Origin of the sequence: Pricia sp. (genome assembly GCF_041745955.1) — a bacterium.
Taxonomy (GTDB): Bacteria; Bacteroidota; Bacteroidia; order Flavobacteriales; family Flavobacteriaceae; genus Pricia.
Map to the genome: position 1 here is coordinate 1 of NZ_JBGTHY010000108.1, position 22,454 is coordinate 22,454.

A 22,454-nucleotide genomic window follows, 5' to 3' on the forward strand; every position below is an offset into this window, starting at 1 on the left:
GGATGGATGTAGGCGGATTTGCCCTTTTTCAAAAAAGATTCGATAAAGGGGGTATGCTCACCGATAAGGCGTTGGGTGAGGCCCACCACATTTATGACTACAGTTTTTTTCATGAATAGGGTTCTAGGGGGCTGTTCAAAAATCAACCTAAAGCTTGTTTATCAACCATTCGATTTCCCGTGTGATGGATTCCGAAAGGTCCTTTTTAAGGGTTAAGGGCAGCACGTCCCACGTATATGTCTCGATTTCCAAATGCTTCGAAACCGTATTTTCCTTCAAATAGTCAAATACTTTGAGGATATGGTCTTGGGTGGAATTCAGCACTCCAAATTGTTCCAAAAAGATAGGCACGTGAAAATGCGCCCGTAATTCTTTGAACGGCTTTTTATTTTTCAAAACAATGGGCAGGTCGTTATAGGTCTTGACCCTTCCCTCTATTATCTCGGTAACCTGGTGCAGATACGTCGGCTCGTTGAATTGGGACAGAGCCTTCCAAATAGCATCGTTTCCCGCCGGATCGAAAAGTATTTTTAAAGCGGCGCTAACCTGAATTTTTCCAACCTTGATTCCCGCTTCTGAAAACTTGGCAAAAGTAGCCGCAGGTTCTTCAAAGGCAAGCGAAAAATGGCAAATATCATAGCAAACAGTAATATATCTGTGGATGAGGGCAATGGCCTTTGCATCGTTCTTTCCCAATATATTTTTAAGGATGGGCTTGGCAATCGGTACTAGGTACTCGGAAAAAAACAGTAGTACCTCATCACTGTTCTCTATCATCCCATCGGGTTCAGGTTCTATATCCAAATGCAGGTATTTTCCCGTTTCGGCTTCCAGATGGTACAGGTGCAGGATGATTTCCGTAAGGTTTTCGGCAGCTTTGGTGAAGGCTTTTTTCGTGGCATCATTCGATGAATACCAATACTTGTAACTGATCGGGGAAGTTGAAATTCCGCCTTCCATATCCTCCGGTAATACAACGGACAGTTGATTGAAAAGGCGTTTCGTATACGTCACCCGTTCATCGGTGGTCCAATCCGGGGCATGTACCAGATCCTTCACCCGCTCGTCGTGGAAATTTCCGTAGGGAAAACCGTTCATCGTAAACACGTAGACGTCGTTGTCGGACAGCCATTTTCGGAATTCCGACAGCCTCTCCCCCAACCCCAATTCTTCACTGGCTTTGTTGGATAGGCGCAGCCCCAATCCGAAAGGTTTATCCTTGGCTACCTGGGATTTTATTTCGGGAACATGTTCTTTTAAGCTGTCGAACGTAGTCACCCAATCCTGCCCGGGATGGATGTTCGTACAATAGGTAAGATGCGTATTATCAGTGATTCGCACGCTGGTTCACTTTTAAATTAGTAGTATCGTTAACGCTTTGTAAAGCCCTTTTCATGAGGTAATTGTCGATTTCGTGAACGTCATGCTTTGTCCCAATTCCGGAAATCAGGGTGATGGTCAGCTGTCCCCCGAGATGCTCCCTGAATTCCTCTATTCCGTTTAGCAATCGGTTCATTTCGGTTTCGGATTCCACAGGAAAACGCAGATCAAAACCGATGGCCTCAAAAACCCGGACGATCCGTTTCAGCTCGTTTTCGGTAATCAATCCGATCAAATGCGCATAGGTAACATCCAAGACGATACCCTTGGCTACCGCCTCGCCATGACGTAGGCTATAATCGGTCAAGTGTTCTAGCTTATGGGCAGCCCAATGTCCGAAATCCAAAGGCCGCGAAGAACCACTCTCAAAGGGATCGCCGCCATGGGCAATGTGCTGCATATGTATTTCGGCACATTTGTAGATGGTATACTGCATGGTCTCATAATCTCTTTCCCGCAATTTTTCAGCATGCTTTTCCAGATACACGAAGAAATCCAAATCTTTGATCAGGGCCACTTTTAGAGCCTCGGCGATACCGGCAATCCAATCCCGTTGCTCGAGGGTGTTCAAGAATTCACTATCGTTGATTATCGAATAGGGAGGCGCGAATGTGCCCAAAAAGTTCTTTTTACCGAAGGCATTGATACTATTCTTGACGCCTACGGCGGAATCGTTCTGAGAAAGCACCGTAGTCGGAATACGTATCAATTTCACGCCCCTATGGGCAATCGCCGCTGCATAACCTACCATATCGATGACGGCGCCACCGCCAATAACCACCACGAAGGAATGCCTACAGATGGCATTTTCGTTGATTGCTTTTAGGATTTTGTCAACGCTACCATCACTATTCTTGCTTTGCTCACCGCCCTTGACCACGATATTTTTGATATGCGAAAGGTTGTAGCTATATTTCTCGCAATAGGACTCAATATTTTTAAGCAGATCGGTATGGGCATTCGCCACCCCATCGTCAATGACGAAGAGCAGCTTTACGCGACTGTTCTTCTTATATTCCTGGATAATGCTTTTGAACAGTTCATTTTCCAAATCGAACAGCCCTTTGGTGGAGTGCAGTGTATAGCGATAGGATACTTTGAATTCTTGTTCTATAGGTTTGAACATCTCTTATGTTTTAAGTCACGGCAAATAGTTTCGACAATGCCATGGAAATCGGTAGCAGCGCCAAGATAAGCAATCCATACCACCACGTAGAAAACGAAACGGCTATCGACGCATCGAGCACGACCAACGACAGCACGCCTGCCATCACTGCCTTTTTAATATTCTGCGGAGAATTCTCCGAATGGGCCTTTATCAATGGCCGAAAAACCAAGATCGAGAAGATCACTAAAAATAGTAACGAAAATAATATACTATCCGTATACAAGAAGGCCAAACTTAGCACTGCAAAAATAACGGTAGCAAAGAGAACGCCGGCCAAAACGATATGGTTTTTATTCTCGCCATGCACCTCGCCCCTGCTGATCAGGGTGATGGCAAAAATGAAAACAATAGGAATTCCGGCAATCCACCACTGACCTAAAGCGCCCAAAATGGACATCCCCAAGATTAAATTGATACCCCGGCAAATACCCATACTCAAAGGGCCGAAAAAGTCATAGTGCTTAGCTACGGCATCGTACAGAACGATCGATGCGGCCAAAGCTATTGCCACCCAACCTGACACGCTATTTACCAAAAACGCGAGCACGATTCCCATTAACAACAATACGCCGCCGTAGATTGCCGCCGATTTTAAAGGAATTAGTCCACTCGGGATCGGTCGTTCGGGGCGTTCAACAGTATCGATTTTATAATCGAAAACATCGTTTAGGATTACGCCTCCCGCATAGAGACCAACGGAGGCAAAAACTAAGCAAAAGATATCAATGCCGGGAACGGCCGAAGAAAAAATATTTCTTTCGGTACCCGAAAAAACACCGACCACCGCGACCCCTGTTAAAATATCCGCTGCCGCCGTTGGCAGATTGGCAGGTCGGGCCAGACGAAAGTAACCTAAAAGTTTTTGACTCATTGAGCACCGATAATTGAAATGGATTTTCTGCCGTAATAATTTTCTGGACCAGATTCCCCGAAACGGGCAAAGTTATTGGTTGGTTGTCGATAGAACTCCCTACTCGATCCCGTCGGCATCCACTCTCGGTTTCTGGCCCCGTAAAACGCTATTATCATTGAACAATTGAGCCTGGTTGACGCCATCAGGTTTCATCCAATCCTCTTCTTTCATCTTTCCGTTGCTTCCGAAAATATCGAGGGCGTTTTGATAGCAAGTCTTTACTACATCGGCTCTGGCAATACCTCGTTTGAGCATCAACGAAGCTGTTTTTGGAACGGCCAATGGGTCACTCACGCCCCAATCTGCCGAGCTATCGACGATGATGTTCGTACTACCATACTTTTCTACCACCGCAACCATGCGCTCGTTGCCCATCTTGGTTTTGGGATAAATGGTAAAAGCGGCGATAAAACCTCTATCCAGTACATCTTTTACCGTTTCTTCGTTATTATGGTCGATAACCACCTTCGAAGGATCCAAGCCGTGTTCCAGGCATACTTCCATACTTTTTAGCGTACCGGCCCTCTTGTCCCGATGGGGCGTGTGCACTTGCACTACCATGTCAAGTTCCTTCGCCATATCGAGCTGCATTCTAAAATACTTATCCTCCGCCGGGGTTTGGTCATCATAACCTATTTCGCCTATGGCAACCACATTCTGTTTATGCACATACAGGGGCAGCAATTCGATGACCTGCTCCGCCAAAGCTTCATTATTGGCTTCCTTGGAATTCAATCCAATTGTACAATAGTGATTAATGCCGAACTGACTCGCTCGAAAAGGTTCCCAACCGACCAGGCTACTATAGTAATCTTGAAAAGATCCTACTTGGGTACGCGGCTGGCCCAACCAAAACGAAGGTTCGATCAGCGCAACGATACCTGCCGCCGCCATGGCCTCGTAATCATCGGTAGTCCGTGAGGTCATATGCACATGAGGGTCTATGAACATCATTTTATCTTCCATATTGTTATTTTATAATTCGGTTTTAATTTAAATTCATCCAACTGATTTTTCCTTGGGCCACTGCTTCCTGTAAATCGGGGTACTCATAGAGCAACGCCTTTGCTTTGGATGCGCCCGATTTAAAACAGCACAGTGCCCCTACCCTATTTTCGACAAGATCATCACTTTGCAGTAAGCGCTCCATATCTTTAAGGAGACCATCATCCAAAAAACCGCCGACCGGTCTCCAAAACAGCGGGTCAACATCACGGGATGCGGCCCATCGTTCATGGGCGTAATCGGATATGATTCGGGCCAGGTCCGCATTTGCCCGTTTGTCGATGTCCAATATACGGGAAAGGTCCCGTTGCATAAAAGCGGCTTTCAAATACATCTGGTTCCATTGCTGGTCGTTAAAATATGCCGATGGATAGGGATTATAGGCACTTATCGCATCGAAAACCGTTGCGATATTCGTCCGCAAGGCTTCTACGGCCGCCTGCTTGTAGTTCTCGGGATTTGGCAACAAAATCAGGAATTTGAGGAAGGTTTCCAGTTCAGCAGTATCCGCTACTTGAATCAGATTGGCTACTTTGGACTGAAAATATCCACTGTTTTCCTTCAGCACTTTCGACAACAGGTATATTCGGGCCAATTGTAATATACTCGTATTTTGAACCCTTAAATATTTACTTAATTTAACGTTTTCTAAATTTTCTACTTCCAGTAACTTATCCGGATTAATTTTATGGGATAAAAGGCTGTAGGCCAGATATAGATCTTTGGCCGATTCGTCGGTAATAATTGTAACCATTTTCCCGTCTATCCAATCAGTTATTGAATGATCGAGAGTTTCGTATACTATCGATTTCAGCTCCTTTGTGTCGGTAAATCCCATAGGTGATTTTTTGTACCATACTTTGGCAGAGGCCTACAAAAGAAAATTATGAAGGCCTTTTGAAGGTATCTTTTAACAAATTTAATTATTATAAAAGGAAACGGGTTATTTTGGATTTAAAATTCTTGTTAAGTATCGGGGATCAAATACAGGTTCAAACTGAAATACAAACTCAAATACAAACTCAAACTTCATTACAAACTCAAATATCAAATGTCAAATTCAATCCTTATTTTTACAAAAATAAAAATTCGATGCTAGGCCTAAAACTCCCGACTGACCCACGATGGGTGAATATCGTAGAAAAGAATATCGATGAAATTTTGACGGATCACGCCTATTGCGAGCAAAAGGCGGCGAGTACGGCGATATCGTTGATCGTGAGTTTTCCTGAATATACGGAGCTAGTCGGGGAAATGACAGCTCTGGCCCGTGAGGAAATGGGCCACTTTAAAATGGTGCACGATAGAATCATCGCACGGAACCAAATTTTGGGGCGTGACCGAAAAGACCCCTATGTTATCGAACTGCTAAAATTCTTCCCGAAAGGGGGTAGTCGCACGACACAGTTGGTGCATCGCCTTTTGTACGCGGCGCTGATAGAGGCTCGCAGCTGTGAACGATTCCGACTCCTTTCCGAAGAATTACAAGACAGAAAACTGGCAGATTTCTACCATAAACTGATGATCAGCGAGGCAGGCCATTATACCATGTTCCTAAAATTTGCCAGACAGTACGGCGATCGACAGGATGTGGATGGCAAATGGGAAGAATTGTTGGCCTATGAAGCTTCGATTATGAAAGATTTAGGCACGAAAGAAACTATCCACGGATAGCCCGCTGCCAAAAACCATTTTTTTACCACTTAATCAACCATTTCCATGATTTTTCACCTCTTGGTAATCGTCTGAAACGGATACCTGCTACCAACCGTCTACTGGGCAGCATCCAGTTTCTCGACATAATAATCGTACATCGCAAATTGCGACCGTAGTTTTGGTTTGCTGTTCCTGCGATAGGCATTGTTCCGCGCCCTGTTGAATACGCGGGCCTTCACATTGTCGTTCCAAGAAATTTCAAAGGTATCCAAAAGCTCTTTCTTGATATCCTCGTCGTAAATCGGACAGCCTACCTCTACCCTATTTTCCAAATTACGGGTCATAAAATCCGCGGAGGAGATAAATATCCGCGTATCGCCACCGTTACAAAAAATAAACACCCGCGGATGCTCCAAAAATTTATCTACGACGCTTAGGGCCTGGATATTCTGGCTCATGCCTTTCACACCGGGCACCAAACAACAGATTCCCCTGATCATCAACTGAATCTTCACCCCGGCATTACTGGCCTCATAAAGCTTGTCTATCATTTTATAGGAAGTAAGACTGTTCATCTTGATCTTTATAAAAGCCTCCTTGCCCGCTTTTGCGTTCGTTATTTCGTTAGCTATCAGTTTTTTAAAGAACTTTTGGGTGTAGTGTGGCGAGACCACCAAATGTTTGTACTTGTTGATCTTATAGGTGGTCTCGAAGAAATCGAAAACTTTGTTGAGTTCCCTTAAAATGGGTTCATGGGCCGTAAATAGGGTATAATCGGTATATATCCGTGCGGTGGATTCGTTGAAATTGCCCGTACTTATAAATCCGTATCGCTTGATTTCATCGTTTTCCTCACGTTCTATGAGGCATATTTTGCTATGTACTTTCAGTCCCGGTACTCCGAATATCAGCTTTACCCCTTCGGCCTGTAGCTCTTCGGCATACCTGATATTGGCCTGTTCGTCAAACCTTGCACGCAACTCGATCTGCAACGTGACCTGTTTTCCGTTCTTTACGGCGTTAGATAGACATGCCGCCACTTGGGAATCGTTGGCCAATCGATAGACGGTTATCTTGATAGCTTTTACTTTAGGGTCAAGTGCAGCTTCCCTCAAAAACTTAATGGTGTACGAAAAGGTATGGTAGGGAGTATACTGCAGATAATCCTTCTCCCCGATTTTTTCGAGAAGGCTTCCTTCCAGACTTAGCCCTTTAACCGGTAGGGGAGTAATTTTGGCATACATGAGGTCGGTTCTGCCCAGGCTTGGGAAGCCCATGTAATCCCTTTTGTTGTGATATCTTCCTCCGGGGATGACGCTATCGGTATCCTCGACTTCCATCTTACCCTTTAGAAATTCCAAAGTATCCCTTTCGATGGCCTTGTCATAGACGAAGCGTACCGGGTCACTTATTTTTCGGTGCTCTACACTAGAATGGATTTTCTCGATAAAACTCTTGCTCAGGTCATTGTCGATATCCAGCTCTGCATCTCGGGTAATCTTGATCATGTGGGCCGAAATGGACTTGTAGTCAAACATTGGAAAGACGCTGTCCAGGCAATAACGGATAACATCATCCAAAATAATGATAAAACTTTTATCGCCTTCCTTGGGCAATTCTACAAAACGGTCGATACCCTTGGGGATTTCGATAAGCGCATACCGTTTCTCACGTTTTTCATAGGTCTGTCGGGTGCGGTCATCGCCCTTCAAGACCATTTTAATGGCCAGATAGGCGGCGGTATCCTTTAACATAGGGAATTCGGCCATATCGTTCAAGATGATGGTCATCAGCTGGGGACTCACCTTTTGCATAAAATAATCCTTGACGAATTCTCCCTGTTGTTCGGAGAGTTCGGTTTCGTTCAACAAAAATATATTTCGCTCTTCAAGTTCTTTTTCGATTTTTTTTAGCACATCGACACTTTTACTCTGCTGTTGAATCGCGATTTTGGTAATTTCTTCCAACAGATCCTTTGCCTTTTCTCCGCCTAGCACGCTTTTTCCGGTTTTACCGGCATCGACGATACGCTTTACCGTGGCATACCGTACCTTGAAAAACTCATCGAGGTTGTTGGAGAATATCCCCAAAAAACGAAGTCGTTCTATCAAAGGCACGTTTTTATCGGTGCATTCCTGAAGTACTCTCGCATTGAATTGGAGCCAACTGATCTCTCGATTGACGTATAGATTTTTTGATTTGATCATTTATGTTAGGTCTTTGGGGAAAATGGTTTGCGTTGTGGTACCCTTAGTCAACGAGGCCCAATCTTTCACTTTGAAATCGAGTTGTACCAGGCCGGTAGTGGGAACGTTGTCAATATATGAATTTCCCAAGGAATTGGCAACGTTCGTAAAGGCTTCGTTGTGGCCGAAAATTAGGACCGTATCGAAATCATCATCCAGATTCCTTACGAATTTTAGGATGCGCTCCCCCGAAAAATCATAGAGTTCGTTAGTGACCTGAAATTTGATAAACGGATAGTTCAATTGCCGTAGAAATATCATACAAGTGTGTAGCGCCCTGTTCGCGGGACTTGAAAAAACCGCGTCTATGGCTACCTCTTGCGATTTGAACTTATTGGAAACCAAATGTCCGTCATTGATTCCCCTTTCCTGAAGCGGACGGTCTTTGTCTTCTGCGGAATAGTCCCATGATGATTTGCCGTGGCGTACTAGAATTAACGTTTTCATTGGAAAAAAAATTTATGAGTTTATAGGTTTATGAAAGGGATGATTTTTCATTTTCGCTCAATACTGGCTACTGTTTACTGCCCTCTTGCAACTATCCCGTTGCTTACTGTCTCTGATTCCTTTTTCATGGCGCCAATCGTTCCCGCTTCCAATTGGAATTTTCAACTAAAGTATACCGGATACGGTCATGCAAACGGTTCTGTCTGCCTTGCCAAAATTCGATGGATTCCGGTTTGACGAGGTAGCCCCCCCAATGGTTAGGACGTTCGATTTCTTTGTCCTTATATTCCTCTTCCAGCTTCTTCAGTTTATTTTCGAGATATACCCTTGACGGTATCACGCTACTTTGGTCGGAAACCAGAGCGCCTAGTCGGCTGCCTTTGGGGCGGGAATTGAAATAGTCGTCGGATTCTTGGGCAGGAAGCTTTTCCGATTGTCCTTTTATGATGACCTGTCGTTCGAGATTAGGCCAAAAGAAAGAGATACAGCTATGGGGATTCTTGGCTATGGACATCCCCTTTTCGCTTTCGTAGTTGGAATAAAAGACAAATCCGTGTGCGCTGAATTTTTTAAGTAGCACTACCCTACTCTTGGGAAACCCGTCCAAGCCAATGGTCGAAACGGTCATGGCGTTGGGTTCCTCTACGCCTTTTGAAGCTTCCAGTTCATCGAACCAGGTTTGGAAGAGCGCCATCGGGTTTGTGGGAATGGCATCTTCCATCAAGGCACTTTTTTCGTAGGATTTTCGGTAATCGGCGAGATTTTTTTGCATTTCTTTCGCTTCTATGAGATTAAACAAAGTTCAGCAAAAGATAGGAGAATGGGAAACGGATAAACTTAAAACTCAAAAACCTTTCCGTCATCCGACAACGCTACATGGGCAAAGACCTGTTGCGCCTCTTCCTTAAATAGATCTATGGATTTGTATCGCGTTGAGTAATGCCCCAAAATCAAAGTGCCTACATCGGCGGCCTTGGCTATAGTGGCCGCTTCTTTGGCCGTACAGTGCATGGTTTTCGGTGCCAAACGGGCTTCGGATTCCAAAAAAGTGGATTCGTGATAGAGCATATCCACCCGTTTGATCTGGTCTACCATATCCGGTTTAAAGCCGGTATCGCTGCAATAGGCATAACTTTTCGGTTTGGGAGGGCTGAAGGTAAGTTTTTGGTTCGGAACCATGGTGCCATCTTCCAGAAGAACATCCGTTCCCTTTTTGATGTTTCGAAAATGGGCTTTACTTATCTTATATTTGGCGACAGCTTCTATGTTCAATTTACGTTCGCCCAATTTTTCCCGAAACAGGAAACCGTTGGTATACACTCTATGTTTGAGGGGGATGGTCGCTACGGATACTTTGTCATCCTCAAAAACGATCTCCGATGCCGTAGAAGTCAGTTCATGGAAGGTCAACGGATAGTTCGTCCACGAGTCACCTAATTTCATAAACAAGGTAATAGCTTCCTTGATGCCCTTGGGACCGTAAATATGCAGGTCTTTATCCCTGCCCAACAATCTAAATGTAGATACCAGACCGGGCAATCCGAAAAAATGGTCCCCATGTAGATGGGATATAAAAATGTGGTTTATTCGGGTGAATTTGATCTTGTTCTTCCGTAGTTGCACCTGTGTTCCCTCGCCGCAGTCAATAAGAAACATTTGATTTTTGATTTCCAGCACCTGCGAAGTGGGGTTGGTCATCGTTCGCGGGGTGGCAGCATAGCAACCGAGGATGGTTAATTTCATAGGTCCAAATCCCTTTCGATTTCTTCCATTTCGATGATGTCATGGGCTTCCTGTAGGGTCGGTACAACGGTAATCGCATCGGGCACATCTTCGTAGGACACGTTGTCGGTCACCAGAACGAAAGACTTATCGGCTTTTCGGTGGGATTCGGAAAGCTGAAAAAACTCCATCACATCGTCAGAGGTCAATTTTGAAAAGGAAAAAAGATTGACGATAATATGGTCGTTCTTGATTTTGGGATACCCATCATTTAGGTTCTTTAGGAATTTCGGCAAAGAAATATTCTCTTGAAATACTACCGTCGTGGTGCCATCGGAATCGAAAATCATAGTTTAATGATTTAGGTTTTAATTTTGTCTTAACGGAAACTTTGTCTTAGTAAAGTACCCTATGGCCCGGTCAACGCTGGATGCATTCACCCAGAGTGCAGCTATTACGAGAATGCTACCCTACTTGATCTTGGAAGCCAATAAATACAACACCGCCATTCTAATGGCGACACCGTTCTCCACTTGGTTCAAGATGATGGATTGCTTGGAATCGGCAACGTCACTCGTTATTTCCACGCCCCTATTTATGGGCCCGGGATGCATGATGACGATTTCCTTGTCCAAGCTGTCCAGTAATTTTTTATTGATCCCGAACTGCTGGGTGTATTCCCTTGTGGTGGGAAAATAGCTGATATCAAGGCGTTCGTTCTGAATACGTAGCATATTGGCCACATCGCACCAGTTCAAGGCTTTTCTCAGATCCGTCTCCACCGCCACACCGAGCGACTCCACATGTTTGGGTAGCAAGGTTTTAGGGCCGCATACCTTGACCGTGGCCCCTTGGAGCTTCAGGGCAAAAATATTGGAAAGGGCAACGCGGGAATGTAGGATATCGCCAACAATGACCACTTTTTTACCGGCCACATCGCCCAATTTTTCTCGGATGGAATACGAATCCAACAAGGCCTGCGTCGGATGCTCGTGCGCCCCGTCGCCCGCATTGACAATGGAGGCCTTGACGTGTTTGGATAAAAAGATGCCAGCTCCGGGATTTGGATGCCGCATCACCACCATATCCACCTTCATCGAAAGGATGTTGTTCACCGTATCGATAAGGGTCTCCCCTTTCTTCACGGAGGATTGCCCTGCCGAAAAATTGATAACATCGGCGGAAAGGCGTTTCTCGGCCAGCTCAAAGGAGAGTTTGGTACGGGTACTGTTCTCGAAAAAGATATTGGCAATCGTGATATCGCGCAACGAAGGTACTTTTTTTATCGAGCGGTTGATGACCTCCTTGAATTGATCGGCGGTCTCAAAAATGAGCTGAATATCCGCCTCGTTCAGATATTTGATTCCCAGTAAGTGTTTGACACTTAATTCGCTCATTCGCGGAAATTGTTAATTATTGATTTCAATCGCAAGATCAAAAGTTTTTGCTTCCAGTAAATTTTCAAACTAAACCACTGCCTATCTCACAAAAAACTGCAAACTCCGAACTCATAACCCTGAACTCCTAACCCTTCACCAAATACACCACATCCTTACCTTCGTTTTCCTTCCATAAGACCTTTACCTTTTCATCGTTGATGGCATCGACCTGTCGGCCCCTGTAATTCGGCTGTATGGGAAGGTGCCGGCTGAAACGTCTATCGATAAGGGTCAGTAATTCGATTTCTTTAGGCCTTCCAAAAGATTGTATGGCGGTCAGGGCAGCACGTATGCTGCGACCGGTGTAAAGGACATCGTCAATCAGCACCACTTTTTTATCCTCCACCAAAAAATCGATGTCCGTTTTATTGGCTTCCAGCACTTTGTCACCTCTGCGGAAATCATCGCGGTAGAAGGTGATATCCAAAAAGCCGGTATGAATATGTGCCACACCGTATTCTTCCTTTAATATCTGCATCAGCCTTTTGGCGACAAAAATACCTCTTGGCTGTAAACCGATAAGTACGGTATCTTTAAAATCAAGGTGGTTTTCAAGCAATTGGCAGGCCAAACGGTGAAGTATAATGTTGATTTCCTTTTCGGATAACAATACTCTTTGACCCATATTGCTAGTGCTGTGTTAAACCTGTTTTAGCCGGCCCAAGCCTTGTTCTTTTTCGATGGCTTCAGTGAAACAAAAATAGGGAATTCTTCAATCAATAGACCCCATCCTCCTTCAAAATCTGCATAACCCTATCGGTCATTACCTTGGCCCCGTCATCATTGAGATGGGACTGATCGAAAAAAAGTGCCGACCGAGATAAAAAATACTGATCTTTTGAAAAATCGATGATTTTTGCCCCTGTCGTTTCTACGACTGCAGTCATTTTAGCCCGGTAGTCCCCGTTCATTTTCTGTAATATGGGGGGAACCCAAACGTATACTTTTACACCTTTGGCCGTCGCTTTTTGAACGAATTTTCGAAAGTAGTTTTCCGTATCGGCCGTAATCGGATTGTTCTTTCCGACCCCCAACACCTCGAAGTCCGATGGATCGATCCTGATTTCTTCGGGGTGCAACGGTACATAGCCGTTCCTATTATCATTTGATCTGTCGAACACCCGAATGAGCTTGGAATTGTACACGTAGCCGTTAAGCGCCAATTTAAAGTATTCTTTGGGCAGTAATACATCGACCAAATCTTTTACATGCTTGTTCGTATCGTAAAAGGGATACAATTTGGTTACATAACCCAAACTTTCTTCGTTCATTTGATTGGAACTCAACACGATCACTTTGGGCACATGTGCTTCTAAAATCGTTTCGAGCATTGGATACTGGTAGTAAATACTGCACGCATCGCAGGCCAAGTTGTAGGTAGACATTCCCGTTTTGTCTGTAATTCGATGGGGTATCAGCGCGTGTGAAAGTTCGGAGGCACCAAAAATCAAGATATCGTCCTTGACATTTCCTGAAAATCCGTAATTGGTGTTAAGTAGGTTGATGTTCTTCGATTTGATATAGAAATGGCCGAGTACCATTCCCGCTATAAAATCAGCTGCGTAGAACAATCCTACGAAAACCAATACCTTGATTATAAATGATTTCATACTATAAATTCAATGTATCCATTCACTATTACAAATTCCAAGAAGCACCCCTTACCTAAAACTGGAAATAGATAAACTGTCCGCCGTTCAAGACACCTATCCACAAAATCGTCAGGGCAATAAATAGGTACGAACCAAAGCGGACGATGATGTTTTCACTATTAAAAAACTGCTTTTTTTCAGGAAAATATTCCTCCCTAAAATCACGTAACAATAAGATGGTAATACCGATGAAACTATAGGCCCAAGTGGTCTTATCCAAGAAAATAGGGCCAGGCTCAAATAGGATTTTTTTAAAGACCAAGAGGGAATCATCGATCGTAACCGCCCTTATAAATACTTCGGAAATGGCGAACAGCACAAACGTAAATCCTATCGAAAAAACAGTGTATATGAAATTATTCTTCAGGTTAAACCGCTTCACCAACTTGCTCCGGCGTTTGTTCGCCAGTGCCTCGACACTTAAAAAAATTCCCTGTAATATGCCCCATACCAAAAACCCCAAGGTCGCGCCGTGCCAGATGCCGCTAAGTATAAAGGTGATCATAAGGGCCAGTACAATGCCCCAAATACCATATTTTCTGAAACTAAAGGCCAAAGGCGTATACAGATAATCGGTCAGCCATTTGATCAACGAAATGTGCCATCTTCGCCAGAATACCGCCATGGAAGTCGCAAAAAACGGTCGGTTGAAATTGTGCATGACCTCAAGACCCAATATTCGTGAAACCCCGATGGCTATCAGGGAATACCCCCCCAAATCGGCATACACTTGAATGGGATAAAGGGTGGACGCCAAAAGTATACTGTCACCACTGTGAAGCGCCACATTATTATATACGGCATCCACATAAATTGCCGTGCGGTCCGCCACGACCAATTTCATAAAATAGCCCCATAACATCAATTTAAGTCCCGGGGAGAAGTTAGCGGGATCGAGTTTCATGCCGGACTTAAATTGCGGAATCATATTCGTGGCCCGCTCTATGGGACCGGATAGTACCAGCGGAAAAAATGCAATGAACAGGGCCACGATGCCGATATTTTTTTCGGCCTCCATCTCCTCATTATACACATCGACCGTATACCCTATGGCCATAAATGTGTAATAGGATATTCCCACGGGCAACAAGAAACTGATCTTGGGCAGGCCCCACCTCATATCGTACATTTCGAGCATATCGAATATACCCTCGTTGATCGGGATAAAGTATTTGAAAAAAAACAGGGGAAGCAGTACAATGGCGATATTGATATACATGAACACGCGTTTCTTGGAATCTTCTTCCGCTTTATCAATCAAGCGTGTGCAACTATAAGTGGATACGGTGATCAAAGCCGTCAACAGCCCGAAAACCGGCTCGATGTTCAGATAAAAAAAATAGCTCGCCACCAACAAGGTCAGCCATCTGAATTTTATCGGGGTAGCATAAAACAATAGGATGACGGCGGGAAAAAAAAGTAAAAAATTAAGTGAGGTAAATACCATTTTTTAGAAGGTATTGTGAGTCAATTCTGGACCTGTAATCTGCCGGTTTTGTCGGCAACCATGTCAATCAGATGACCCACCGTGTTCATTTTGTTCAGTTCCTTCAATTTGAACTTGATGCCGAATTCCTTTTCTACGTCGCCGATGAGCACCATGTGGGTAAGGGAATCCCAATTATCGACGTCGTTGGCGGTCATAACATCGGTTAATTCCAGATCGGTAGTATCGAAAGTTTTGTGGAATACCTGCGTCAATTTGTGCACTATTTCCTTTCTTTCCATATAATTTTTTGGGAATTAGAAGATTTTTTAAATTCTTTGTATCGATAACTAATTTGAAAACGCTCTCCTGAACTTTATAGTATATCACACCGTCAATAAAGCCGCAATTTGTTTTCTATCCACTTTGTCACTGGTGTTCAGTGGGAATTTTTCGACATTGAACATTTTGGAAGGCAACATATAGGCAGGCAATTTAGTGTTTAAAAAGCCGATGACCTTTTTTTCATCGAAACTAACCGTTTCAAGGGCAAGGGCAATTTGTTTGCTTCCCCCCTCGGCTTCATATACGAAAGCCACGGCGTTCTTGCCGCCGATAGCCTCCCGTGCATGAAATTCGATCTCGCCCAGTTCGATGCGGTAGCCCTGTATTTTTACCTGATAATCCAATCGACCGTAATAAAGGATATCCCCATCTACATCCTCCATGCAGAGATCGCCTGTTTTATAGAATATTCGGGATTTTCCTTTGAATTCCAAAATTTTAAAGGCCTCGGCATTTTTTTCGGGATTCTTCCAATAGCCGGTCGTTACTTGATTACCGGAAACGTACATTTCGCCCTTCACACCTCTTCCGGCAATTTGTGAATTCTCGTCAAGAATCACGGCATCGGTACCTTCAAAAGGACGCCCGATAGCGAGCAAGCCATTGGCCTCCTTTAGTTTTTCATGGCGCTTCGCTTCATAGGAAACACAATAAATCGTCGCTTCGGTGGGGCCATAAAAGTTAAAAACACGGGCATTGGGAATGTGCTTGAACCATTCCTGTAACAAATCTATAGGTGTCGCCTCGGCCACTAGCAGGCAATATTTCAGCTTTTCTAGATGGATTTCCTCAAAATACGGTCTTAAATGATGGACCATGCTCGGTGCCAAGACCCCGAAGGTCAGTTCATGATCGTCTAACAATCCATACACATAGGTAAACTTGATCTGATCGTGGGGCACCGAATAGACACAGGCACCATGTAGCAGCGGTGTAAGGTAGCACTGCACCGAAATATCGAAGGTGAGGTCGAAACATTGCAGGCATCGGTCCGTTTCGTCAAGCACGATGTCGGTAGCCAGAAAAACTTCCATAAAGGTAGCCAGATTGCCTCTTGTAATCGGCACGCCCTTCGGTTTCCCCGTGCTTCCGGACGTAAAAAGGATGTAGGCCAAAGCATCGTCACCGACGCTAATTTCGTCCGTTTTTGGGGCGAGGGATTCGCAGGCTTTTGTATCAACGGTGCTAACGGAGTCAAATACCCGCTCTGATCCGGAATCGAGCACGAACAGCAGTTCCGCTTGGGAAATTACCTCCAAATTACGTTCCAAGGGTTGTTTGGGATGAAGCGGCACGTAGGCCATTCCTTCCAACCAAGCGGCGAATATCGAGGCGTAGGTATGCAGGTCGTCATTGGCGACGAGGCCTATCCTATTATTTTCGACATTGAATTCACCTAGTTGCATGCGTATTTTGCCGATCAAGTCCCATAGTTCGGCATAAGTATAGAAGGTTTCATTGATGCAAAAGGCGTTTCGGTCGGGGAAACGGGATGCAATAGTGACCAGTCTGGAGCGTATATTTTCGTAAAACATGACGAAAAGTTAGGTTCTCAGGATTATAAATGTTTGGTGCGCTGCGAAATTAAGCTATTTTTTGAATGATAATAGTAGGCTATGTGTACTTTGTCTGGAATCATGTATAGATCGCATCCCAATCCATTTGCCGGAGGTTACTACAATTCGCTCGAACTGAAAGGGCTCCCAAATAACCTTCATCCGGTTCAAACGAAAACATACGCCATTCCGCTTTTTCACCAGTATCCCAATCCGTACGCAATACTTCGGCTTTTTCCGCATCCAAAGAGACCGAAAACGAAGTCAAGGGAAACGAGAGTCCACTGCCCTTTGCCTTTATGAATGATTCTTTACGGGTCCAACAGCGATAGAACGCTGCTATTCTTTCGTGTAGCGGTAAAACCTCCAATGCTTTGATTTCATCGGATGAAAAAAAGTGCTGGGCGATGTCCATCACTTCAAGGTTGTTTTTGACTTTCTCGATATCGACTCCTATTTCACCGTCCTGTACAAATCCAAAAACGGCCCGGTTCCCGGAATGGGATACATTGAACCGCAAGCTGCTTTCGTTTTTCAAATAGGGTTTATCGTACGCGGTATAACCAAACTCCAGCTCACGGGGATGTTTTTCGAAATACTTGCCCAAAAGCGTACGAAGTATCCCTCTTGAAATAATGGATTGTTCCCGATGGATGTCAAACTTGAACCTGCCGGCCTTTTCCTTTTCGTGATGGGATAAAATCCGTTTAAAGGCTTCGATACGGTCGTTGCTGGTGTCAAAACGGCAATGCCATAGATGTATTTCGTTTTGCGAAAGTTCTAATTTGTTTTGAGGCAGCACTGTCTTCATCCCTTAAACATTAAACATTAAAGGTGCCAGCTTTCGTTGACAATACCCCTCATATATACCGTTGAATTCCGAAATTTTTTCAAGGTATTTTGAATCCGTCAATACTGCCCTGATATTTTTATGGATTTCGGCAACCCCGTCTTCATCCTTATCCCCAACAACGGCCAAACCGTGATACGCCATTCTAGCGGCATTGCCGTTTTCATCGGTATACTTTAACGAGTATATGACCATGGGCACGGCATAATGCAAACATTCGTTGATACTGTTTATACCTGCGTGATTTATACAGCAATCGGCATGGGAAAGTACTTTCAATTGCGGCACCCATTGGAAAAGATGCGCGTTTTCGGGCAAATCGGTAAAGGTGTCATAGGATAGGTTTCGACCTAATGATAAGATCAACAACCAATCTTTTTCTTCGCCAACTACCTCAATTACCTTTTTTAGAAACGAGACGTCGCCTTTGGCCAAGGTACCGACGGAGCAATATATCAATTTCTTGTCGCCTGTCTTTTTGGATTTATAAATGGCTTTCAAGCGCTCGGCGTCAGCAGATTCGGGATTCAGGTCATGTCGGTTTGCGTAAACCATAGGACCTGCATATATCAAGTTCTTGTCCGGTTTATGTGGAAAATCAAGTTCCCGCATGGCGAGCAGCAGAATCGGCAAGTTTGTAAAACGATATAGCGGTGGCAAAGTACTTACCCTCAATTCGTCGACGGGAAAACCTATTTCTAGCGCATACCCCTTGATAGTCGCCCGGCGATAGTCCTGAAATTTCAACTTATTGATGTAAAGACGTCCCTGAATCTTGGCCCAATCGATGAACCTTGCCCAGGCGATTCCAAAGCTGCTACCACCAAAATCCTTGCCCGGAATTATGGATGTTCGTATCGGGGGCAATTGTAAATCGGGGATGTCGGAAAACCAGGTATGAAAAAGTGTTGTCGGAATCTTTGCCGCATAGGCCGTAAAAATAAGATCGTGCAGTTCAACATCCACCAGTACATGGTTAGGTTTCAATTCAAGCCATATTTTTTCGTACGCATCCAGTTTCAACAGTTTTTTTCCCTGCCCGTATCGATTGTGGCCATTTTTAATATGATTTTTCCATTTTTGAAACCATGAGTTATGATTTGCGTTCGCCCTGTCATCTGCATCGGCATATTTAAAATTAATTTCAGGGATTTCAAGATAATCGAATCCCTGTTTAGCAACTATTTCAGTCGTATAGGGCTGACAAAGGCAGGTCACCCGGTGCCCCTCATTTTCCAATCTTGATATCAGCTCAAAACCGGAATTCATTCGTCCGGTAAGGCCTGAGATAGCTACTGCAATGTGGGACATGTTCAGATTTTATCAAACACAATTCTCATCAATTCTTTCTGCCACCACGGCCACCTCCGGTTCGGCGAACAGATTGATATGGTTTCCCTTTACGGGAACAATCTCAACACCTCCCAAAGCCACTTTTTTCCAAGATCCGATGACCTCCTTATTGATGGCCCCATCGGGCTTTTCGGTGAGCAATAGTGTCACTTTTTCTTGATGTGGCCGCCAAGTATAGGTTTTACAAATACGGGCCAGGTTGGCATTGAGCTCCGCCAAGATCTTATCGTCACCTTTGGCCATTTGCTGTCTAAGCTTCAGCTTCAGGTGTATCCATCGCTCGTCCACCATGCCCTTGACGGTTTTAACCGGACTTGCCAAGAAACGTTTGATAAAACTTTTAATGCGCATTCGCAGCCGGTTACCGGTATCGAGTTTCCACGGATCTGTCATAGTATCCATCACGATCAGGTTGGCGGTTTCCCCGGCCTGTGTTAATTGAATGGCCATTTCGTGGCCAACGGCGACGCTGAAACAATAGACCATAATATTATAGGGGCCTTCTGGCTGAACGGAGCGAATGGCCTGTAAATAATCTTTCGCCATGGCTTCGATGCTATGGTGCATTTCCTTGCCAGCGTACACACCCGAAGCCTGAAGGGCATAAATAGGTCGATGGGGCCCAATATATTTTGTTAGAATAGTATAGAAAAACACATGCCCTCCCCCGGCGTGAATACAGAACAAGGGCTTTTCGGAACCTTCTTTGCGCAGGGCGACCAGATAATCCCATTCCTCGGTCGGCTTTTCTTTGGATGAAATATACTGCGCCAAGCCGGCTATAGTCTGGTTATCAAAAATCTGGTTCGGTGTCAGATTGATATCCGCTTTGCGTGCCTTGGAAATAAATTGGATGCTTAATATGGAATCGCCGCCCAAGGCGAAGAAATTATCATGTACCCCGATATCCCCCAACTTGAGCACATCTTTCCAAATGGCGTGCAACTTTAACTCCAGTTCGTTACCGGGCGCCTGCTTTTCTTTAATGGTGTCGGACTCCCCTACCCGATTTAATTTCTGCAAGGCGGTCTTGTCAATCTTTCCGTTGGGAAGCACCGGCATTTCATCGACTTGCGTGATCGATGACGGTACCATGTAATCAGGAATATTTTGTTTCAGGGATGTCTTGAGTACATCGATCGCTATCGACTTGTTAGCGGAAAGATAAGCGACAATGCGTTTCGTAGCGTTAGCCTCACCCTCCGCCAGTACAACCACCTGTGTTGTATCGGCAACGGCCCTGATGGCTTTTTCGATCTCTTCCAATTCCACACGGTACCCGCGAATCTTTATTTGCTGGTCCGAACGCCCCAAAAATTCGATATCACCATCGGAATTATAGCGGGCCATATCCCCGGTCTTATACAATCGAGTGCCCAAACGTCTCGAAAAAGGATTATCGAAATAGACCGCGGCAGTCAATTCGGGCCGGTTCAAGTATCCGTTTGAAAGTCCCGGGCCACCCACATAGATCTCCCCGGTTGCCCCCATGGGGACTAGATTCATTGTGGTATCGAGCAGATAAATCTGGGCGTTGGCCACCGGCCGCCCCAAAGGTGTTCTTCCCTTTTCTTCATCTTTCTTTATCTTATGGGCTATACACCAAACGGTAGCTTCCGTGGGGCCGTACTCGTTATAGAGCAAGGCATCGGGCAAGGTTTTAAAATGACGCTCGCCCAAAGATGGCGGACAAGCTTCCCCGGCGACCATAATCGTTTTCAAACACTGTAATTTCTCGGTATCGGCATGTTCGAGCATCAACTGGTACAGTGTGGGCAACAGCAGCATGTGCGTGACATGATGCCGCTCAATGGTCCCGGCCAGCTTGACCATATCCTGTTCGATACGGTTTTCGGTGACGACAAGGTTACCACCGGTACAGAGCGTCCAGTAAATTCCGGCCTTTGAACTGTCGAAGGAAATGGAGGATAGTAATAGAAACGCTTTGGGATTTTCGGAATAAAAGTCCCACCGTCCCGCAGTCGAATTCAAAATACTATCGTGCGTAATCGGTACACCTTTGGGTTTTCCGGTACTGCCCGAGGTATATATGATATAGGCCAAATCGCTTTTTTGGGATACGGGCAGTAGCGTTCCCGACCGGTCTTCGGATGTACCGATTTCATCCACCAAAAATGTATGCATATTGGCATTCGAGAAGCGAGACTTTAGTTTTTTTTGTGTTACGGTATTCAATACCTTGGCATCCCCAAGCATAAAATCGATACGTTCTTTGGGATACGCGGGGTCGATCGGCAAATACGCACAACCCGCCTTTAAAATGCCGAGAAGGCCCACTATCATTTCAGCGGAGCGCTCGATACAAAGTCCGATGACTTCATTGCTACCCTCGGTTTTTTCCAGAATACGGGAAGCCAGAATATGGGCTTTTGCCATCAGTTCAGCGTAGGTCAAATGGGTATCCTGAAATGAAACCGCCACCGCATCCGGCCTTGCTTCGGCTATTTTTTCGATACACTGGTGTATGCCGGTAAACTCTTTAAAAGTATCCGATCGAATGTTCTTCTCCGACAATAAAAATTCCTTTTCCGCGGTAAAAAGCATTTCTATTTCTGGGATGGGACGTTCGGGACGGGCAATTACACCGGCGACCAAAAGGACAATATGTTCCTGAAACCTTTTGATGGTCCCGTCTTTAAAAAGCGCGGTACTGTACTCGAAGGCAAAGGATAGTCTACCGCTTTCTTCGGCCACATCAAACGTGAGGTCGAATTTTGAGACCCCGGGATTATAAAACTCATCGTCAACCTGCAAATTTTCACCGAAAGATTCCGGTTCGGAAATGGAATAGTACAAGAACATTACCTGAAAAAAGGGATTGACCGACAAAGAGCGTTCTTGATTGAGTTCGCTGACCAAAAGATCAAAGGGCACTTCTTTGTTCGAAAAGGCCTCGAGCGTAGTAGTTTTGACGGCGCCTATCAGATTCAGAAATGTGTACGCGGGCGAGATTTCGGTTCGGAGAACAATAGTGTCATTGAAGAATCCGATAGTATCCTCCAATTGTTTTTGGTCGCGGTTCGAAATCGGCGAACCGATAAGAATATCTTGTTGTCCGGTGTATCGGTACAAAAAAAGGTAATAGACCGAGAGAAAAAACACGTACGGCGTCACGCCCATTTGTTTGCAGGACTTTAAAATAGTCTCCGAGGTTTGTTCCGAAAAATGATGGAAATCCGATGATCGGCCTACAAACGTAGTTTCCTTCGGTCTAGGAAAATCCGTCGGCAGATCGATGATGGGGATCTCGCCGGCCAGCTTCCCCTTCCAATATT

At 44.8% G+C, this 22,454-nt stretch carries 20 protein-coding genes; 1 reads left to right on the forward strand and 19 read right to left on the reverse strand.

The genetic code is table 11. The features are described from left to right. Positions 1-147: 147 nt before the first annotated feature. The 5 genes from eboE to ACEW8S_RS03660 all read right to left on the reverse strand — a co-directional run bounded on the left by eboE (position 148) and on the right by ACEW8S_RS03660 (position 5,304). Positions 148-1,341, reverse strand: a complete 1,194-nt coding sequence (gene eboE, locus ACEW8S_RS03640; protein WP_373516825.1) for a metabolite traffic protein EboE — start codon at positions 1,339-1,341, stop codon at positions 148-150. Next, a complete protein-coding gene (locus ACEW8S_RS03645) occupies positions 1,328-2,506 on the reverse strand; it encodes a 3-dehydroquinate synthase (RefSeq protein WP_373516826.1) in 1,179 nt (392 codons plus the stop codon). Before ACEW8S_RS03645 ends, eboE begins: the two co-directional genes overlap by 14 nt. 10 nt (positions 2,507-2,516) lie before the next feature. Next, on the reverse strand, positions 2,517-3,419 hold the full coding sequence (gene eboC / locus ACEW8S_RS03650) for a UbiA-like protein EboC (protein WP_373516827.1): 903 nt from the start codon (positions 3,417-3,419) through the stop codon (positions 2,517-2,519). Between the two features lie 99 nt (positions 3,420-3,518). Next, positions 3,519-4,427 (reverse strand): TatD family hydrolase, encoded by a 909-nt coding sequence (locus tag ACEW8S_RS03655; RefSeq protein ID WP_373516828.1) that lies wholly within the window; start codon positions 4,425-4,427, stop codon positions 3,519-3,521. Between the two features lie 22 nt (positions 4,428-4,449). After that, positions 4,450-5,304: an EboA domain-containing protein gene (locus ACEW8S_RS03660; protein ID WP_373516829.1), complete on the reverse strand. Its 855-nt coding sequence runs from the start codon at positions 5,302-5,304 to the stop codon at positions 4,450-4,452. 254 nt (positions 5,305-5,558) lie between these two features. Between ACEW8S_RS03660 and ACEW8S_RS03665 the strand changes: the two genes are divergently transcribed. Then, positions 5,559-6,140, forward strand: coding sequence for a tRNA-(ms[2]io[6]A)-hydroxylase (locus tag ACEW8S_RS03665; RefSeq protein ID WP_373516830.1), 582 nt, complete (start codon positions 5,559-5,561; stop codon positions 6,138-6,140). Positions 6,141-6,238: 98 nt separating this feature from the next. On the opposite strand, the gene ppk1 is transcribed toward ACEW8S_RS03665, so the two are convergent. From ppk1 to ACEW8S_RS03735, 14 genes are all read right to left on the reverse strand, one after another. Continuing rightward, positions 6,239-8,329 (reverse strand): polyphosphate kinase 1, encoded by a 2,091-nt coding sequence (ppk1, locus tag ACEW8S_RS03670; RefSeq protein ID WP_373516831.1) that lies wholly within the window; start codon positions 8,327-8,329, stop codon positions 6,239-6,241. Further along, positions 8,330-8,815, reverse strand: coding sequence for a histidine phosphatase family protein (locus ACEW8S_RS03675; RefSeq protein ID WP_373516832.1), 486 nt, complete (start codon positions 8,813-8,815; stop codon positions 8,330-8,332). A gap of 124 nt (positions 8,816-8,939) precedes the next feature. Beyond that, positions 8,940-9,587, reverse strand: coding sequence for a pyridoxamine 5'-phosphate oxidase (pdxH, locus tag ACEW8S_RS03680; RefSeq protein WP_373516833.1), 648 nt, complete (start codon positions 9,585-9,587; stop codon positions 8,940-8,942). A gap of 65 nt (positions 9,588-9,652) precedes the next feature. After that, positions 9,653-10,558 (reverse strand): ribonuclease Z, encoded by a 906-nt coding sequence (locus tag ACEW8S_RS03685; RefSeq protein WP_373516834.1) that lies wholly within the window; start codon positions 10,556-10,558, stop codon positions 9,653-9,655. Next, on the reverse strand, positions 10,555-10,887 hold the full coding sequence (locus ACEW8S_RS03690) for a ribonuclease Z (protein ID WP_373516835.1): 333 nt from the start codon (positions 10,885-10,887) through the stop codon (positions 10,555-10,557). Before ACEW8S_RS03690 ends, ACEW8S_RS03685 begins: the two co-directional genes overlap by 4 nt. A gap of 120 nt (positions 10,888-11,007) precedes the next feature. After that, positions 11,008-11,934, reverse strand: a complete 927-nt coding sequence (locus ACEW8S_RS03695) for an aspartate carbamoyltransferase catalytic subunit (protein WP_373516836.1) — start codon at positions 11,932-11,934, stop codon at positions 11,008-11,010. A 127-nt stretch (positions 11,935-12,061) separates the two neighbouring features. Next, positions 12,062-12,601 (reverse strand): bifunctional pyr operon transcriptional regulator/uracil phosphoribosyltransferase PyrR, encoded by a 540-nt coding sequence (pyrR, locus tag ACEW8S_RS03700; protein ID WP_373516837.1) that lies wholly within the window; start codon positions 12,599-12,601, stop codon positions 12,062-12,064. A gap of 91 nt (positions 12,602-12,692) precedes the next feature. Beyond that, positions 12,693-13,586, reverse strand: a complete 894-nt coding sequence (locus ACEW8S_RS03705; RefSeq protein ID WP_373516838.1) for a hypothetical protein — start codon at positions 13,584-13,586, stop codon at positions 12,693-12,695. 55 nt (positions 13,587-13,641) lie between these two features. Next, complete coding sequence (locus ACEW8S_RS03710) at positions 13,642-15,075, reverse strand: MBOAT family protein (protein ID WP_373516839.1); 1,434 nt, start codon at positions 15,073-15,075, stop codon at positions 13,642-13,644. A 20-nt stretch (positions 15,076-15,095) separates the two neighbouring features. Continuing rightward, positions 15,096-15,356, reverse strand: a complete 261-nt coding sequence (locus ACEW8S_RS03715; protein WP_373516840.1) for an acyl carrier protein — start codon at positions 15,354-15,356, stop codon at positions 15,096-15,098. A gap of 84 nt (positions 15,357-15,440) precedes the next feature. Then, positions 15,441-16,934, reverse strand: coding sequence for an AMP-binding protein (locus tag ACEW8S_RS03720; protein WP_373516841.1), 1,494 nt, complete (start codon positions 16,932-16,934; stop codon positions 15,441-15,443). A 100-nt stretch (positions 16,935-17,034) separates the two neighbouring features. Continuing rightward, positions 17,035-17,766 (reverse strand): 4'-phosphopantetheinyl transferase superfamily protein, encoded by a 732-nt coding sequence (locus tag ACEW8S_RS03725; RefSeq protein ID WP_373516842.1) that lies wholly within the window; start codon positions 17,764-17,766, stop codon positions 17,035-17,037. Between the two features lie 3 nt (positions 17,767-17,769). Continuing rightward, entirely contained in the window at positions 17,770-19,116 is a 1,347-nt protein-coding gene (locus tag ACEW8S_RS03730; RefSeq protein WP_373516843.1) for a nucleotide disphospho-sugar-binding domain-containing protein, read from the reverse strand. 12 nt (positions 19,117-19,128) lie between these two features. Then, a partial coding sequence (locus ACEW8S_RS03735; RefSeq protein ID WP_373516844.1) for an amino acid adenylation domain-containing protein occupies positions 19,129-22,454 on the reverse strand: 3,326 nt, incomplete at its 5' end.

What these genes read in the sequence shown, in the direction of transcription:
- pdxH (WP_373516833.1), bottom strand. Translation starts at nt 9,587, where the DNA reads ATGCAAAAAAATCTCGCCGATTACCGAAAATCCTACGAAAAAAGTGCC.
- ACEW8S_RS03645 (WP_373516826.1), bottom strand. Translation starts at nt 2,506, where the DNA reads ATGTTCAAACCTATAGAACAAGAATTCAAAGTATCCTATCGCTATACA.
- ACEW8S_RS03690 (WP_373516835.1), bottom strand. Translation starts at nt 10,887, where the DNA reads ATGATTTTCGATTCCGATGGCACCACGACGGTAGTATTTCAAGAGAAT.
- pyrR (WP_373516837.1), bottom strand. Translation starts at nt 12,601, where the DNA reads ATGGGTCAAAGAGTATTGTTATCCGAAAAGGAAATCAACATTATACTT.
- ACEW8S_RS03730 (WP_373516843.1), bottom strand. Translation starts at nt 19,116, where the DNA reads ATGTCCCACATTGCAGTAGCTATCTCAGGCCTTACCGGACGAATGAAT.
- ACEW8S_RS03655 (WP_373516828.1), bottom strand. Translation starts at nt 4,427, where the DNA reads ATGGAAGATAAAATGATGTTCATAGACCCTCATGTGCATATGACCTCA.
- eboC (WP_373516827.1), bottom strand. Translation starts at nt 3,419, where the DNA reads ATGAGTCAAAAACTTTTAGGTTACTTTCGTCTGGCCCGACCTGCCAAT.
- ACEW8S_RS03705 (WP_373516838.1), bottom strand. Translation starts at nt 13,586, where the DNA reads ATGAAATCATTTATAATCAAGGTATTGGTTTTCGTAGGATTGTTCTAC.
- ACEW8S_RS03725 (WP_373516842.1), bottom strand. Translation starts at nt 17,766, where the DNA reads ATGAAGACAGTGCTGCCTCAAAACAAATTAGAACTTTCGCAAAACGAA.
- ACEW8S_RS03685 (WP_373516834.1), bottom strand. Translation starts at nt 10,558, where the DNA reads ATGAAATTAACCATCCTCGGTTGCTATGCTGCCACCCCGCGAACGATG.
- ACEW8S_RS03665 (WP_373516830.1), top strand. Translation starts at nt 5,559, where the DNA reads ATGCTAGGCCTAAAACTCCCGACTGACCCACGATGGGTGAATATCGTA.
- ACEW8S_RS03660 (WP_373516829.1), bottom strand. Translation starts at nt 5,304, where the DNA reads ATGGGATTTACCGACACAAAGGAGCTGAAATCGATAGTATACGAAACT.
- ACEW8S_RS03715 (WP_373516840.1), bottom strand. Translation starts at nt 15,356, where the DNA reads ATGGAAAGAAAGGAAATAGTGCACAAATTGACGCAGGTATTCCACAAA.
- ACEW8S_RS03675 (WP_373516832.1), bottom strand. Translation starts at nt 8,815, where the DNA reads ATGAAAACGTTAATTCTAGTACGCCACGGCAAATCATCATGGGACTAT.
- ACEW8S_RS03710 (WP_373516839.1), bottom strand. Translation starts at nt 15,075, where the DNA reads ATGGTATTTACCTCACTTAATTTTTTACTTTTTTTTCCCGCCGTCATC.
- ACEW8S_RS03720 (WP_373516841.1), bottom strand. Translation starts at nt 16,934, where the DNA reads ATGTTTTACGAAAATATACGCTCCAGACTGGTCACTATTGCATCCCGT.
- ACEW8S_RS03695 (WP_373516836.1), bottom strand. Translation starts at nt 11,934, where the DNA reads ATGAGCGAATTAAGTGTCAAACACTTACTGGGAATCAAATATCTGAAC.
- ppk1 (WP_373516831.1), bottom strand. Translation starts at nt 8,329, where the DNA reads ATGATCAAATCAAAAAATCTATACGTCAATCGAGAGATCAGTTGGCTC.